Here is a 14636-nt window from a genome sequence, read left to right as displayed (position 1 = left end):
TTCCCCGAAAGACTCAATGCTCGTGGATGATTACCCCACGGATGTTGCGGCCGGCGAGCATGTCGTCGTACGCCTCGTTGATGTCGTCGAGCTTGTACTCGGTGGTGACGGCTTCGTCGAGCAGCAGCTTGCCGCTTCGATACAGACTGATCAGTCGAGGGATGTCGGCGCGCGGGTTGGCTTCGCCGTACAGGCTGCCCAGGAGGCGCTTTTGGAACAGCGTGAACAACGTCAGCGGCAGCGTCGGCGTCACGTCGGACATCGATGCCAGTGCGGTGGCCACCACGGCACCACCCTTCCGCACGGCGTTGAGCGCGTCGTTGATCATCGCGCCTTCCAGCACGCCTGGGGTGAGGATGGCCGAGTCGGCCATGACGCCACGCGTGATCTCACCGACTAATTGGGTCGCTTCCTCCATCGAGGTGGCGAAGTGGGTGGCCCCGAACTGAAACGCCTTGTCGCGCTTGCCCGGTTCAATATCGACGACGACGATGTGCTCCGCCCCTGCCAGGCGCGCGCCCTGAATGGCGCCGCTGCCGATCCCACCGCAGCCAACGACGACGACCACGTCGCCGGGACTGACGTTGGCGGTATTGACGGCCGAACCCCAACCGGTGGTGATGCCGCAGCCGAGAAGGCATGCGCACGACAACGGCACATCGTTGTCGATCTTGACCACGGAGGCTTCCGACAACACGCCCCATTGCGCGAAACTGCCGACGCCAGAGAGGGCCCCGATGCCCCGTCCTCTGGCTCGGCGCCGGAAGGTTCCGTCGGCCTGAACTCCCGCGAGGATGATCGCCCCGTAATCGCAGAGGTTTTGACGGCCGGTGGCGCACCAGCGGCAGCGACCGCACGCCGGCAGGAAGGACGTGACCACATGGTCTCCCACCGCCACATCGCGCACTCCCGGACCCACCTCCCGGACGACGCCCGCCCCTTCGTGTCCACCTATCAAGGGAAAACTGACGCCGAACATGTCGCCGGTGCGGATGTGGTGGTCGGAATGACACAGGCCGGTGGCTTCGAACTCGACAAGCAGCTCGCCTTCCTGCGGCGGATCGAGTTCGATCTCTTCCACCGACCACTTCTCGTTCAGCCCCCACAGAACTGCTCCGTTGGTCTTCATGGCGACTCCTTCACGATATGTATGGCACGCTCGGGACAGTTCGCGATTGCGTTGTACGCGCGGTCTTCCCACGCCGGCGGTATATCGGTGACGGTGACGAAGGCGTTCCCGTCGTCGTCGATATCGAACATCTCCGGATACGTTGCGTAACAACGGCTGTGGCCCTGGCACATCTCCGCGTCGACTCCAAGCTTCACCGTTCAGTCCAATCCGTTCGGTCGGGTCCCGATGACGCCCTGCTCGGTCAGCGAAGCAATCGATGCGGCGTCGAGGCCGAGCAGGTCGCCGAGGATGCCCGCGTTGTGCTGTCCCAACGTGGGCGCCGGGCACCGATACCAGTTGTCGACGCCGCGGTACTTGAACGGAACCGCCGGCACGTGATGCCGTCCCACGATGGGATGGTCTAGGCTCTCGAAAAAGCCGCGTGCGGCCAGTTGTGGGTGAATCGAACCCGCCCTGGCGTCTGCCAAATCCGCAGCCGGAACACCGCGTTCAACGAGTAGCTCTGCAGCGGAACGCGAATCGTGGTGGCAAGCCCATTGCTCGAGATGCTTGTCGATCACATCGTGCGCTCGCACGCGCCCTTCGTGGGTGTCCAGCGCGGGGTCATTCGCCCAACCCGGCTCTCCGACAGCCGACTTCAGGAGGCGCCACTGCTCGTTTGTGGCGATCGAAATCGCCAGCCACCGCTCGGTGCCCGCGCATGGGTAGAGCCCCTGCGGGGCGGCGTCGCGGCTGCGGTTTCCCAGTCGCGATATCAGGCTCCCGTAGGCGGTGAATTCGACCACCTGCTCGGCGGCTGCGTTGAGTGCGGACTCCACCATCGATACCTCGATGAACGATCCTTCGCCGGTCTGGTCGCGGCGCCTCAGGCCGGCGAGCATGGCGAATGCGGAGTGCATTCCCGCCAGTGGGTCACAGGGGCCGCGGGGGATTCGCGGCTGGTCGTATTCGTGGCCGGTCACCCACGCCATTCCGGTCATTTGTTCCATCGTCTGCGCGAAACCCACGTTGTTGCGCCATGGTCCGTCGAGCCCGAACGCGGGCATGCGCACCATCACTATTCGTGGGTTCTGCTCCCTGACGGCCTCCCACGTGATGGCGAAATTGTCGAAGACTCTGGGCGAGAAGTTTTCGACCAGGATGTCCGAGCATTTGACGAGTCCGAACAATAAGTCCCGCCCTTCGGGCCGGGACAGGTCGAGGGTGAGTCCTCGCTTGTTGGTGTTGGTCGCCAGATACATCCCCGAGCGCTCCCACCACTGGGGCTGATCGGCGAACGCGGCGGCGGCCATCCGTGCGCCGTCGGGGTGGGCGGTCGATTCCAGGTGAATGACCTCGGCGCCCAGTGCGGCGAGAATGTGGGTGGAGGAGGGGCCCGCCCACCAGGCTGTCGCGTCGAGAATCCGTACGCCGTCCAGCGGAAGCCCCGGTGGACGGTCGGCGGCGCTCGCAATCCTGCTGTGGGCGGGTACTTCTGCCATTTCGCCGAGCGGTGGAGCGCCGGCGGTCGGGGCGGGTCGTCGGCCATCGATCTGGTAGGGCGCCAGCGGGTGGATGAAGCTGCCGTCGGCATACGTGCCCCACACACCGCGCGCCGCGAACTGCGGGTGGTCCAACACGGTCTGGCCATTGTTGACCGGTGAGACGGGGATCCGCAGGTCGGAGGCCAGCGCGACGATCTCGTCCGTGGAACGTCTCGTCGTCCATTCCCGCACAATCTGATTCCACTCGTCTCGGCGTTCCCAGCGCGTCGTGGCGAGTGCCCATGCCGGATCGTCGTCGAGCAGGTCCAGTCGGCCGATCATGGCCAGGAACGACTCGAATTGTTGGCGGGTATTGGTGTTGAAGCCCACCCATCCGTCTGCGGTCGGTTCGATCGACGGGATTTCGACCTGTCGGGCCGGCACGGTCAACGGGGGACGACCGGCCAACTCGCAATAGAGGTCAGCGAATCCGCCGGCGCTGAGGTGGCAGGTCTCCAGCAACGAGCAGTCGATGATCTCGCCTGGTCCGCCGAGTTGAGCCCGACGCAGGGCCGCAAGCGCCCCGACGGCGGCATAGCTGGCCATGACCCATTCGAAGACTCGGCCACCCGCCTGAATGGGCGGTTGGTCCGGGCGGCCCCGCAACGCCAGGGTGCCGCTCTCGGCCTGGATCGTGAACTCCGTCGAGGGTCGGTCCCGGTACGGTCCGGTCAACCCGTACGGAGTCAACGCCACGATCACCAGGTGTGGCGCACGGCGCAGGAGGGCCTCGCGGTCGAGCGCCCCGGGGCCGAGTGAATCGACGAACACATCGGCGGAAGCGATCAGAGTCTCCAGGTCGGCCAGCGAAGCGCCGATGACCGAACGTTTGCCGGCGTTCAAGAATTTGAACAGCGCGCCGGCGTCGCTTCGATCACCAAACATTCTGCGGCGGAACGGATCCCCGTCCGGTGCTTCGACCTTGATTACCTCAGCTCCGAGGTCGGCGAACAACTTGGTGCAGTACGGTCCGGAAATTTCCGTCGCCCACTCGATGACACGCACCCCGCCCAGCGCGTTCATCGCCTTGCGGCTTTCCGCGTCACTGCCTTCGGCAGTGGATTACTCGGGCCGATGAGTGCACACACGCCACGTCCTGTCCTCACGCTCGCGCCGATCGAGCAGGGTGCTCTGCATCCGCATGGCTGCGGCCTGGCTGGCAACGACGCTAGCGACGGGAAAGCTCAGGTGTCAAGTGTGACTCGATAACTGCGGCCGCGGTGGAGTTCGTCGGATCTCTCAGTCGGCCGGGCGCGCCTCTGGAGCTCGCTGGACCCGTCCGCCACGTTTGGCGGGCGGTTTTGTCGTTGACGTGCTGACGCCTTTGGCCAGGATCTGCGAGCCCAGTTCGATCTGCGCGCGGATGTCTGCCTCGCCCGTGCCGAACCAGCGCGGCCCGAGGCTCGTCGTGAAAATGATGAAATTGGCGAGAAGTTCGGCGAACAGGTCGGCGTCGACGTCGGCCCGGATCTGCCTCGCGGCTTGGTAGTGGCGAACGCCTTGGGCGATAACGGCCGTACGGCGTGCGTGATTGGGTTGCAGCACGCGCAGCGAGAAGTCCGGATCGGATAACGCTCGACCGGAAATGTCCCAGCCGGGAACGCCGCTCTCGCGGTCGTCGATCCGTAGCCTCGCAAAGAAAAGCTGCTCGATGTAGTCCTCGAAGCGCGCGGGGAGGGCGGCCACGACTTGCTCTTCGGCCTCGCTGACGAGGTCCGCGATCTGCCGGGAAACGACTTGCTCGAAGATGCCCCGCTTGTCCCCGAAGTAGTGGAACAGCATTGCCTCCGAGCAGTCGGCGCGACGGGCGATCTCCTTGGTCGCCGCGGCCGCGTATCCCGCTTCGGCAAAGACCTCGGCAGCCGCTTCAAGGAGGGCTCGTTGTTTGCCGTCCTTGTCGCGAACTCGCCGTCGCGCGCCTGTGGTCATCACCCATACTGTAGCGAGCGCCCCTCGGCTGCGGGGAAGCTCGCATGCGTGCCGCCCCATGTCACCCGGGCCTTCGCCGGCTCATCGCTGTTGTGCGCGCGCCCTGCGGCGCGCTGGCGGCTAGCGCCCTCAGCTAGTTATCGAGTGCGACTTGACTCTGCGTGGTCGACGACTTACTGTGCTGCCAAAGCGAATTTCGGTGTGTGCGAGGAATCCGAGGGCCGGCGCAGATGGCACATGGACGGTGGCACGATTGCGGCGTAGCCGGAAGGTGGGCGGACCCTCGTTGGGGGCTGTCCGGCCGGGTTGACCGCTGGCGGTGTCTCGGTGTCGGCGTGCCCGCGTTCGGGGGCGGAAAGGACTGCCCATGGTGAGCAAGTCACCGGAGGAACACGCCCGGAACCTCGATCTGCGTCATGAAGATTTCAACGACCAGGAGTTCCTCTACGAGGTCTACTCGGTGATGCGGGACAACGGACCGTTCAGTCACCAGGACGTGCCATTCCTGGGCCCTACGCCAGGCGGTGCATGGATCGCCACCCGCTACGACGACTGCTACGAAATCTTGCGGGATTGGCGCAGCTTCTCCAGCAAGCCCATGGGACTCGAGGGCAACCCGATGTCGTTCGGCGACATCGTGATCACCTTGGATCCCCCACGGCAGCAACAGCTCCGCAAGGTTCTCAACCCATATTTTTCTCCGGGCCGGATGAAGGAGCTGGAGCCCCAGGTGCGCTCCGTCACCGATGGGTTGATCGACAACTTCATCGAATTGGGCCGCGGCGACCTCGCAGACGTTGCATGGCAGCAACCAGGGATCGTGTTCTTCCGGTACGTACTCGGTATGCCCGTTGAGGACGTTCCGCTCTACATCGAGACAGCGGACCTCGCGATCAATGGTGAGAGCGAAGAAGTCCGAAACGGTTCGATGACGAATCTCTATCTCCGAGTGCGTGAGGAGATCGACAAGCGTCGTGGTGAACCGCCGCGCGACGACCTGATCGATGTCCTGCTCGCCGCCGAGATCGACGGTGAGAAGTTGAGCTTCGACGACGTCGTCGCGAATGTGATGCTGCTGGTGCAAGCGGGGCTCGAGACCACGTCTAGTGCAATGTCGTTCGCCTTCTTCTATCTGGGCACCCATGCTTCGGAGCGCGACCTACTCGTGCGCGATGCCGAGTTGATGCCCACGGCGATAGAGGAATTCATCCGGTTCGCCGGCTCGGTCCACGGACTGCATCGCTCGGTCGCGGAGGAGGTTGAGCTGAGCGGCCAGAAGTTCTGTCCCGGCGAGACCGTCGTCGTGAACTATGCGGCCGCCAACCGCGATGCGCGCGAGTTCGACGAACCCGACAAGTGCATTCTCGATCGACAGACAAATCGTCACCTCGGCTTTGGCGCCGGCGTGCATCGCTGTCTGGGTTCCAATCTCGCCCGGCTCGAGTTTCGGGTTGGCGTCGAACAGACACTGAAGCGAATACCCGACTACGCCATCCCCCCCGGGGCGAAGGTCGATTTTCACGGGAACTCGGTGACCCGGGGTTACCGCGCGCTGCCCATCGTCTTCGCGCCGGGTGCCCGCGTCGGCCGGTGAGGTGCGGCAAACGACCGCCGATAACGTCTCGCAGCCAACGTCATAGCGAAATCAGGGAGGAACCCGTGGACAAGCAAGATCTGCAATGGATGATCTCCGTCGATGACCACATCATCGAGCCACCGAACCTATGGGTCGACCGCGCATCGGCCGCCGATCGCGATCGAGTCCCACACGTCGAGCGCATCGACGGCGTCGATACATGGGTCTACGACCAAGCGCGCGCGTCGGTGTTGGGCATCTTGGTTGCGGCTCACCAACGGCCTGCCGAGTATTCCCCGCTGCCAGTGAATTACGACGAGATGCCGCGTGCCTATTTCGATCCGGTGGCCCGCATCCCCGACATGGACGAGGATCATGTGATCGCGGGTTTGAACTTTCCCTTCTTCCCCCGGTTCTGTGGTCAGATGTTCGCCCACCTCGGTGACCGCGACCTGGGTCTGAAGTGCGTGCGGGCCTACAACGACTTCGTCATCGACGAGTGGTGTGCGGCGGCACCCGGTCGCTACATCCCGATGGTGATCATCCCACTGTGGGATACCCGACTGGCCGTCGAGGAGACCCTGCGGTGCGCCGGCAAGGGCGCCAAAGCCATCGCCTTCTCGGAGAACCTGCATCCATTAGGGTTTCCGTCCATCCACTCGGGGGAGTGGGACGATTTCTTCGCGGTGGTGAACGAGACGAAAATGCCGCTGTGCACACACATCGGATCGTCCTCGGTTAGCCCCACCACAGCACCTGACGCACCGTTTGGCGTTCAGGCGGTCAACATCAACCTCAACCTGGCGAACTCAACCACCGACTGGCTGTTCTCGGGCAAGCTGCAGAAGTACCCCGATCTGAAGATCGTGCTTGCCGAGGGCGGCATCGGCTGGATTCCTTACCTCATCGAGCGCGCTGAACATGTCGCCGCCGACTACCAATACCTGCGCGCCAACAACTGGGCGGTTGACCCGGCCACGATGCGCTTGACCCCGGTGCCCACCGATCCCGACATCTTCCCGGAGTCTCCGCGCCAGCTGTTCCGCGACCACATGTACGGCTGCTTCATCGAGGACGACTTCGGGGCGGCGAATCTCGACTTCATCGGCGTCGAGAATGTGATGATCGAAACGGATTACCCGCACACCGACAGCCTATGGCCCAACTCCCTTCAGGCCGCCCATAAGGCACTCGACGGCCGGTCCGACCTCGACAAGTACAAAGTGCTGCAGGGTAATGCCCGCCGGGTTTTCGACTTTGAGCCCGCGCCATACCCGACGCTGACCTAGCAATGGCTTCAGTGGCTGACGGATTCGCTTGATGCGGGAGTATCAGAGCTTCATCGACGGTCGGTGGTTGAGCGACAACGCCGTCGGCACCATCGATGTCATCGATCCGTCCAATGAGGAGTTGATCGGCCGCGTCGTCAATGGTGGACCGAAACAGGCGGCCATGGCGATCGAGGCTGCCCGGCGGGCGTTCGACGACGGGCCGTGGCCGTGGATGTCCGTCCGGGAACGGGCGAAGATCATCAAGCGGCTCGCTCAGATCCTCGACGAGCGCAAAGCGGAACTGCGTGAGCTGGTCGTCGCGGAGATCGGTTCGACCGGCTTCATCACCGACCTGATTCAGGTTGGCGGCGCCATCGAGGCCGCGCACTACTACGGTGAGTTCGTCGAACACGATGTGACGTGGGTGGAAACGCCGGGCGGGCCCACGGTTTCGCCGACCGGCCTGGGCGGCGTGACGGTGGTCCGCGAACCGGTCGGGGTGGTCGGCGTCATCACGCCGTTCAACTTTCCGTTCTCGATCAACATTCAGAAGTGCCTGTCCGCCTTGGCCGTCGGCTGCACCGTGGTGCTCAAGCCCCACCCGTGGACCCCGATGAACGCCTTGGAGCTGGCCAAGGTTGGTGAGGAGGCGGGCCTGCCGCCCGGCGTGTTCAACGTCGTTGTGGGCGGTGCCGACGTGGGGGAGGAGCTGTGTACGCACCGGGGCGTCGACATGATCGGGTTCACCGGTTCGACGGCGACGGGTCGGCGCATCCGCGAAGTATCGGCGGCAACGATGAAGCGCGCACAGCTGGAACTCGGCGGCAAGAGCGCGCACATCGTCCTTGACGATGTCACGGAAAGTGATGTTGCGGGAATCGGTTTCGGGCAAGTGCTGATGCATGCCGGACAGGCATGCACCGTCACGTCGCGACTTCTGCTGCCCGAGCACCTGCTCGACGCGTATGTCGAAGGCCTCAAGGCCATGGCTCCCACGATCACGGTCGGGGACCCGCGTGATCCCGCCACCGTCGTCGGTCCGCTGATCAGGGATCAGCAGCGCCAGCGCGTCGAGTCGTTCGTTCAGTCGGGCCTCGAGCAAGGCGCGCGGCTGGTGGTCGGCGGCAAACGTCCCGAACATCTCGAACGCGGCTTCTACTACGAGCCGACGGCATTCGTCGACTGCCACAGCGGTATGCGCTTGTGCCAGGACGAGGTGTTTGGCCCCGTACTGGCCGTGATGACCTATCGCTCCGAGGACGAAGCCATTCGCATCGCGAACGACTCCATCTACGGGCTGGCGGGTTTGGTGATGACCCGTAACGCCGCAAGGGGATTCAACGTCGCCCGGCAGGTCCGGACCGGCACCATCATGGTGCAGACTGTCGCGCCCGGTGTCGATCTAGGGGTCAATCCGGGTGGCGGGCAGGGTCCCGGCTGGTCACTGCCGGCGCGCGGCATGTTCAACGGCGGTGGGCCGTTCGGCGGCTTCAAACAGAGTGGACTCGGCCGCGAGCAGGGGCGCTGGGGTTTCGAGGAATACACCGAGCTGAAGTCGATCACCATGATGTAGCGGGGCGCCGCGCCTTGGATGACGCGGCGTGGGTCCACGTCGGGGACTTGCGGTTGGAAGGGTCGGCATTATGGAACTTCTCCGGGACGTCCGGGTCCTCGAGGTGTCGCTGTTCTCCGCGGATGCGCTGGGCGGGCATCTGGCGGACCTCGGCGCAGAGGTGATCAAAGTGGAGCCGCCCGGCGGCGCCGGGTTCCGCGGTTCGGCGGTTTCCGGCGGCGGGCTGCAGGACTCGCACTGGAACCGCGGCAAGAAGAGTGTGGCGATAAACCTGAAAACGGGTGATGGTCAAGAGGCGTTTCGCCGCTTGGCCGCGAAATCGGCGGTAGTCGTCGACGGTTTACGTTACGGAACCGCGGACCGGCTCGGCTTCAGCTACGACGACATCGTCGCAGTCAACCCGACGGTTGTCTATTGCGCGCTCAATGGCATGGGCAGCTATGGGCCCTACACCCGATTGCCCACGCACGGGCTGTCCTTCGACTGTTTCGCCGGCTTGAGTCCGCCGATCATCGAAGCGGATGGAACACCACGCCTTTCGGGGGCGTCCACAGGGACGACGGGTGTTCTGGCGGGACCGCTGTACGCGGCGATGGGCGTACTCGCCGCGCTTCATGCCGCCCGCCGCGACGGCAAACCGCAGTACGTCGAAGTGGCGCAGGTCGATGCGGCGATCAACTGGAACTTTCAGCACCTCACGGCGCTCGCGAACGGTCAGCCGGGCTACGGCGAGGGAATTCGTGCTTCGCTTCGCTACCAGTACTACGAAACGGGCGACGGCAACTACGTGGTGTTCAACGCCCTGGAAGACAAGTTCTGGCGCAGATTCTGCGAGTCACTCGACAGGATGGATCTCTACGAACCAGGTCGCCGGAAGCCGGGGGAGGATCTCGAGGCAGAGGCCCGGCTGCGCGAGGAGTTGACGACAATATTCAAAAGCCGCACCCGCAGGGAATGGACTGACTTCTTCATTGCGACCGACATCGCAGGGGCGCCGGCTTTTTTGGGAGCAGACCTGTTCGAGGACGACCACATGAAGGCTCGCCGGCTGGTCTACGAACAGGCTCAGCCGGAGGGAACCTCGCAGCGATTCATCGGAACGTGCATCAAGACCAAACCCGACGAAGACTTTGCACCGCCGGCCGCGCCGCACGTCGGGCAGCACACGGAGGAGTTACTCGCCGCCCTGGCCGGCTACGAACCGGCCGGAATCGCGCGCCTCCGTGCGATCGGTGCTATCTGAACGCCGGCGGACGACTGTTGACCAGTTGGTCGCGGACCGGCCCCCGCAGCCCTTCACCGATGGGGCCACCGATCCCCGCAGTCGCATACCGGGTTACCACGAGCACAATCCGCGTTATCGTCTGCTGGTGGCCATATCGACTCCGGTGAGCGCAGCGGTCGTGACGTTGGTTGTGATAACAGCTTGTGCGACGGCGCCGCTCGCCGCCGCGGACCCGACACCCCAACAGTCGCCGTTCCCGACCGGAAAATCCGGCACCACCATCCACGTCACGGAATACAGCACCGCGACCGCCGACGTCACGCTCAACAACGCGACCTGGGTCTCGTCGGGCTGCGGCCTGACCGGCGGGGGATGCAACGTCGTCGAGCTCACCATCGTCGGCAAGTCGGATGCACCATTCAGCTACAGCGCGACCACTCTGACCGCCGCGTCCTCCCCGTGGAGGCAAGACCCCTACCGGGACGTGCAAGGCGGCTCATCCACCGCTGACTACCAGAAGATCAACAAGACGCCGCCCCTGCGTTCGGGCAGCGTCACCAACGGCCAAACCGCCCACGGATACATCGCCTACGACAGCAGTGTCAACCAGGGTGACGTGTACATCGAGTTCAACGACCCCAACGCTCCGGCGGCGCCCACCCCCCTGGCGGGCTGGAAGGTCCACACCTAGCCGCCGCAAACCGGCGACCGTTGCGGCGACATCTCGCCGACCTCGGGGATAGACTTCGGCGTCAAAGTCCCAGGCGGCGCCGGTAAGACGTAGTTTCCCAGCGACCGCCGAACGTGAAAGTCGGTGGTGCGCGGTGACCGAGCCGGTTAGCGACGCCGCGCTGGAAGTCATGCGCTCCGACGAGGAAGCGGCCACGGGTTTCCGGGAGTGGCTGGCCGCCGCGGAACGGGCCGGTCGCAGAGTGCTGCGGCAGCCCGACGGCACGTACGTGTTGTGGCGGCGCGACGACGTCCTCGCTGCCATCCGCGATGGCGAGCTCTTCGCCAGCCGCCAAGGCGAGCTGATGCCGGGCAATCCGCCATTCGGTCCGTACCGGAAAATCATGGTCGAGCAGTTGTTCACTCCCGGCAATTCGCGGGACATGCTGCAGCCCGTGCGCGCGATCGTCGAAACATGCGTCGACGCCGTAGCGACGCAACTGGACGGCTGCGACGGTGCGGGGGTCGCCGAGGTCGTTTGGCGCGCAGCCTTCGTCACGGTTTGCGGGCTGCCGACGGACGTCGCTCCCGACGCGGTCAACACCGACCTGGTGGCGGCCATCCGCCGGGCCCCGCAGGGCGGTCCCGATGTGATCAGCCTCCTCGCCGACGAACCCCTGACCGACGAAGAGGTGCTGGGACTGATGGCCTCGGTGGGTCGCGGCTTCATCTTCGCGTCGTTCGCTATCAAGGCCGGGTTGGCAGTACTGGCGCGAAAGCCGGTGCTGCAGCGCGAGTTACGTGAAAACCCTGACCGGCAACGCAGGTTCATCGAAGAGCTGCTGCGGCTGGATGGCGGGGCGAAGACCGTGTCCCGAATCACGAGCCGCAGCGTGACGATCGGCGAAACGACGGTCCCGGCCGGGGCGCCTGTCGAGTTGTGCGTCGGATTCGTTCACCGCGACGAGGCTGACGATATGTCCGGTCATGACATCAAACTTGATGGACCACAGCGGAATTGGAGCTTCGGGGGAGGGCCGCACCGGTGTCCGGCGTCGCACTTGGCCCGCGACCTGCTGGGCGTGTTCTTCGAAGTGTGGCTCGCCAAGATCCCGTTCTTCTGGTTCGACTGGAACAGCGGTGAGGTCCCCAAAGCGTGGTATCCCAAGCCCTATGGCCCGTCGCCGAGCGACATTTTCGACGGTTGGTTCCCGGTTCACGTGCCACTCCGGTGGCGGTACGCCGCGAGCGCCGCGCCGCCGCAACGGTCTGTCAGGCTCTGAGCATGAAGGAACCGTGTCCCTGCGGCGGTGACGATGACTATCGCGCCTGCTGCCGGCCGCTTCACGAGGGCGAGGTGCAGGCCGGCACGGCCGAGGAATTGATGCGATCGAGGTACTCGGCGTTCGCCCAGGGTGACGCTGACTACCTGTTCCGCACCTGGCACCCGCGCACGCGGCCGTCCGACGTGACGGTCGATCCGCACATCACCTGGACCGGTCTGAGCGTGCTTGACACCGTCGCGGGTGGTCCGGAAGACGACGGCGGGGAGGTGGAATTCATTGCCCGGTTCGAGTCCGTGGGCCGCGCCGGCAGCCTGCACGAGCGAAGCCGCTTCGAGCGCCGCGCCGGCCGGTGGTTCTATCTCGACGGCGTGGCGGAACAGGCGTAGCCGCGGGTGGCGCCCCGGCCCGCGCGTTTCCGCGGGCGGCAGTGTCCGCCACATCGTGAGCCGACGGCTAAATTACCCGTATGCGCGGTAGTCGCCTGTTCGGTGCGGTCCTGACGATCCTCACAGCGGCCTTACTGCTGGCGGCGCCCGCTGGGGCGCAGCAACCGTTGAAGCTCACGGATCACATCACCGACAGCGGCGGCGTGTTGACGGACCCCGGTCGGGCGGCGGTCAGCTCGGCAATCGACCGGCTCTACCGCGATCGGCACATCCAGTTATGGGTGGTCTACGTCGACAACTTCTCCAGGTTCAAACCGGAGAACTGGGCCGACCGGACGCGTAACGCCAGCGGATTGGGCGGCCGCGACGTGCTGCTGGCCGTGGCCACGAACACGAAGACGTACGCGTTCGCGGTGCCGCCGCAGGTGCCCGGCCTGACCCTGGCCGAGCTGGACACTCTGCGGAGCAAGCGAATTGAACCTGCGGTGGATGCCAAGGACTGGAGCGGCGCCGCGGTCGCCGCGGCCGACGGGTTGGACGTGTCGGTGAGCTCGTCGAAGCCGATCTGGTTGCCGATCGTGGGCGGCCTCGTCGTGGTCATCGTGGTCGTCGTCGTGGTCCTGGTGTTTCTCCTGCTCTATCGCGCGCGCCGGCGGCGGATCGACACCCGCGGCGGGCAGGCCAACATCGAGTGGCAGTCGCCGGCGCAGGCGTTGGCGACCGCGGACGCGCGGACGCGCCAGGTCTCGGACTATGTCGCCCGGCATCGCCAGAGCATCGGCGCCGAGGCCGCGGCCCGCGCCGAAGAGGCCAAGCGGTATCTGGCTGCGGCGCACGGCAGGCAACCGACGAACGAGGCCGAAGCAATGGCCTATGCCAACAGGGCATCGACACTGGCCGCTCAGGCGCAAACGCTGGCGAACGCCGACGTGCTCAAGGCGCACCGGCCGCGACGAGGCGGGAGCACTGCTAGCCGATGACCGGCGATACCACCGCCGGCTCGGAACGCCAGTTCAGAAGCACCCACTGACATGGACTCGCCGCCCGCCTCCCACGCACACGTTGACCGGTGGCGGTGGGGGCGGAAAGTCCTGCGGCAGCGGCGCATACGCGTCCGGCGGTGCGACGTTGGCGTTGATCGTATCGGCGACGTTGGTGCACCCGCTCACCGAAACACGCCTGCCGACGCTGGCGCAGACGTCCGCGTTGGCCGCCCCGGAGGGCTGCACGACGGCATACGTCTCCGGAATCGCGACGAGGGCCAGTATGGCTATTCCTCCTGCGGTCCGGGACCGTGCCCACGCCTTCATCGGGATCTCCTTAACCCAGGCCGTGCGTTGGCACACGGGCGTTCCCCATCAGTCTGGGGTGGCACCGGGCTGCCCGACAAGCGGTGTCCACTGGCAACGTTGCCTGATGTCCGCCAGCGGCTGACGGATGTTCTCGAGGTCGGCTTGCTCCTGCGGGTTGGCGTTGAAGTACTGCTGCACATCCTCACGGATCTGGTCTTTGGGCTGGTCCTGAAGGCCGGTGTAGAAGCCGTTCAAGTCCGGGTGGGTGTAGAGGTAGGTCGACAGCGCCGCGGCCACACCGGCCGCGACACCGGCGACGTCGGCGGCCGTGCAGTTGGGCGGCCGGGGCGGGGGGTCGGCCGCGGCGGTCCCCGCGGTGGCGCACACGAGGGTGCCGGCCACGGCGCCCGCACCGATTGCCCCGACCAACGGTCGGCGGATCAGATCTGCGCGGAACACGACGGCCCCCTTAGTCCGGCACGGTTCAAACCGAGTTGAGCAGCAGTTGGCATGGGTTAACTCTGGGCACTGAGCGAGGTCCTTTGCTCGGGCCGAAAGTCACTACCCCAACGGCCAAGCGTCACTGATGTTGCCCTGGGGTGCGGCCGCGCAGCGTGGCTCGGCGGCACGGCCGCCTCGCCTGGTTGCGGAGTCCCATAGATGACGAAATGCGTTGCGAAAAACGAGAATAACGCCTCGGTGCCACTACCCGCTACAGATGGGGGATGCCGGGCAGGGGGATGTGCGGGATGGGGACGGCCGGCGGTCCGGCGG

Annotated in this window: 14 protein-coding genes; 8 read left to right on the top strand and 6 right to left on the bottom strand. The window is 65.3% G+C overall.

Features of this window, described 5'->3' with window-relative positions; genetic code table 11:
• Positions 1 to 13: 13 nt before the first annotated feature.
• The 4 genes from BST44_RS22725 to BST44_RS22710 all read right to left on the bottom strand — a co-directional run bounded on the left by BST44_RS22725 (position 14) and on the right by BST44_RS22710 (position 4584).
• The gene (locus tag BST44_RS22725) at positions 14 to 1129 is read right to left on the bottom strand and encodes an NDMA-dependent alcohol dehydrogenase (RefSeq protein WP_083179335.1); all 1116 of its coding nucleotides are present in this window, start codon (positions 1127 to 1129) and stop codon (positions 14 to 16) included.
• Positions 1126 to 1326, bottom strand: a complete 201-nt coding sequence (locus BST44_RS22720; protein ID WP_083179334.1) for a ferredoxin — start codon at positions 1324 to 1326, stop codon at positions 1126 to 1128. Before BST44_RS22720 ends, BST44_RS22725 begins: the two co-directional genes overlap by 4 nt.
• Before the next feature lie 3 nt (positions 1327 to 1329).
• On the bottom strand, positions 1330 to 3678 hold the full coding sequence (locus tag BST44_RS22715) for a CaiB/BaiF CoA transferase family protein (protein ID WP_083179333.1): 2349 nt from the start codon (positions 3676 to 3678) through the stop codon (positions 1330 to 1332).
• Positions 3679 to 3894: 216 nt separating this feature from the next.
• Positions 3895 to 4584 (bottom strand): TetR/AcrR family transcriptional regulator, encoded by a 690-nt coding sequence (locus BST44_RS22710; protein ID WP_083179332.1) that lies wholly within the window; start codon positions 4582 to 4584, stop codon positions 3895 to 3897.
• Between the two features lie 367 nt (positions 4585 to 4951).
• On the opposite strand from BST44_RS22710, the gene BST44_RS22705 reads away from it, so the two are divergent.
• The 8 genes from BST44_RS22705 to BST44_RS22670 all read left to right on the top strand — a co-directional run bounded on the left by BST44_RS22705 (position 4952) and on the right by BST44_RS22670 (position 13550).
• Positions 4952 to 6178: a cytochrome P450 gene (locus BST44_RS22705; protein ID WP_208619871.1), complete on the top strand. Its 1227-nt coding sequence runs from the start codon at positions 4952 to 4954 to the stop codon at positions 6176 to 6178.
• Positions 6179 to 6243: 65 nt separating this feature from the next.
• Positions 6244 to 7449 (top strand): amidohydrolase family protein, encoded by a 1206-nt coding sequence (locus BST44_RS22700; protein ID WP_083179331.1) that lies wholly within the window; start codon positions 6244 to 6246, stop codon positions 7447 to 7449.
• Between the two features lie 31 nt (positions 7450 to 7480).
• Positions 7481 to 9004, top strand: a complete 1524-nt coding sequence (locus BST44_RS22695; RefSeq protein ID WP_083179330.1) for an aldehyde dehydrogenase family protein — start codon at positions 7481 to 7483, stop codon at positions 9002 to 9004.
• 70 nt (positions 9005 to 9074) lie between these two features.
• The gene (locus BST44_RS22690) at positions 9075 to 10247 is read left to right on the top strand and encodes a CaiB/BaiF CoA transferase family protein (RefSeq protein ID WP_083179329.1); all 1173 of its coding nucleotides are present in this window, start codon (positions 9075 to 9077) and stop codon (positions 10245 to 10247) included.
• Between the two features lie 133 nt (positions 10248 to 10380).
• Complete coding sequence (locus tag BST44_RS22685) at positions 10381 to 10920, top strand: DUF4352 domain-containing protein (RefSeq protein WP_439330749.1); 540 nt, start codon at positions 10381 to 10383, stop codon at positions 10918 to 10920.
• A gap of 133 nt (positions 10921 to 11053) precedes the next feature.
• The gene (locus BST44_RS22680; RefSeq protein WP_083179328.1) at positions 11054 to 12181 is read left to right on the top strand and encodes a cytochrome P450 family protein; all 1128 of its coding nucleotides are present in this window, start codon (positions 11054 to 11056) and stop codon (positions 12179 to 12181) included.
• 2 nt (positions 12182 to 12183) lie between these two features.
• Positions 12184 to 12570, top strand: a complete 387-nt coding sequence (locus BST44_RS22675; protein WP_083179327.1) for a YchJ family protein — start codon at positions 12184 to 12186, stop codon at positions 12568 to 12570.
• Between the two features lie 80 nt (positions 12571 to 12650).
• Entirely contained in the window at positions 12651 to 13550 is a 900-nt protein-coding gene (locus BST44_RS22670; protein ID WP_083179326.1) for a TPM domain-containing protein, read from the top strand.
• Positions 13551 to 13583: 33 nt separating this feature from the next.
• On the opposite strand, the gene BST44_RS22665 is transcribed toward BST44_RS22670, so the two are convergent.
• Entirely contained in the window at positions 13584 to 13880 is a 297-nt protein-coding gene (locus tag BST44_RS22665) for a hypothetical protein (RefSeq protein ID WP_083179368.1), read from the bottom strand.
• Positions 13881 to 13928: 48 nt separating this feature from the next.
• Positions 13929 to 14321, bottom strand: a complete 393-nt coding sequence (locus BST44_RS22660) for a heme-binding protein (protein WP_083179325.1) — start codon at positions 14319 to 14321, stop codon at positions 13929 to 13931.
• Positions 14322 to 14636 lie beyond the last annotated feature (315 nt).

Origin of the sequence: Mycobacterium scrofulaceum (assembly GCF_002086735.1) — a bacterium.
Taxonomy (GTDB): Bacteria; Actinomycetota; Actinomycetes; order Mycobacteriales; family Mycobacteriaceae; genus Mycobacterium; species Mycobacterium scrofulaceum.
The sequence above is the reverse complement of the archived record's forward strand: the minus strand, read 5'-3'. Positions and strand labels throughout refer to the sequence as shown.

Coding starts and splice junctions, on each gene's coding strand:
- BST44_RS22710 (WP_083179332.1), bottom strand. CDS start 4,584: ATGACCACAGGCGCGCGACGGCGAGTTCGCGACAAGGACGGCAAACAA.
- BST44_RS22670 (WP_083179326.1), top strand. CDS start 12,651: ATGCGCGGTAGTCGCCTGTTCGGTGCGGTCCTGACGATCCTCACAGCG.
- BST44_RS22690 (WP_083179329.1), top strand. CDS start 9,075: ATGGAACTTCTCCGGGACGTCCGGGTCCTCGAGGTGTCGCTGTTCTCC.
- BST44_RS22665 (WP_083179368.1), bottom strand. CDS start 13,880: ATGAAGGCGTGGGCACGGTCCCGGACCGCAGGAGGAATAGCCATACTG.
- BST44_RS22715 (WP_083179333.1), bottom strand. CDS start 3,678: ATGAACGCGCTGGGCGGGGTGCGTGTCATCGAGTGGGCGACGGAAATT.
- BST44_RS22695 (WP_083179330.1), top strand. CDS start 7,481: ATGCGGGAGTATCAGAGCTTCATCGACGGTCGGTGGTTGAGCGACAAC.
- BST44_RS22675 (WP_083179327.1), top strand. CDS start 12,184: ATGAAGGAACCGTGTCCCTGCGGCGGTGACGATGACTATCGCGCCTGC.
- BST44_RS22725 (WP_083179335.1), bottom strand. CDS start 1,129: ATGAAGACCAACGGAGCAGTTCTGTGGGGGCTGAACGAGAAGTGGTCG.
- BST44_RS22705 (WP_208619871.1), top strand. CDS start 4,952: ATGGTGAGCAAGTCACCGGAGGAACACGCCCGGAACCTCGATCTGCGT.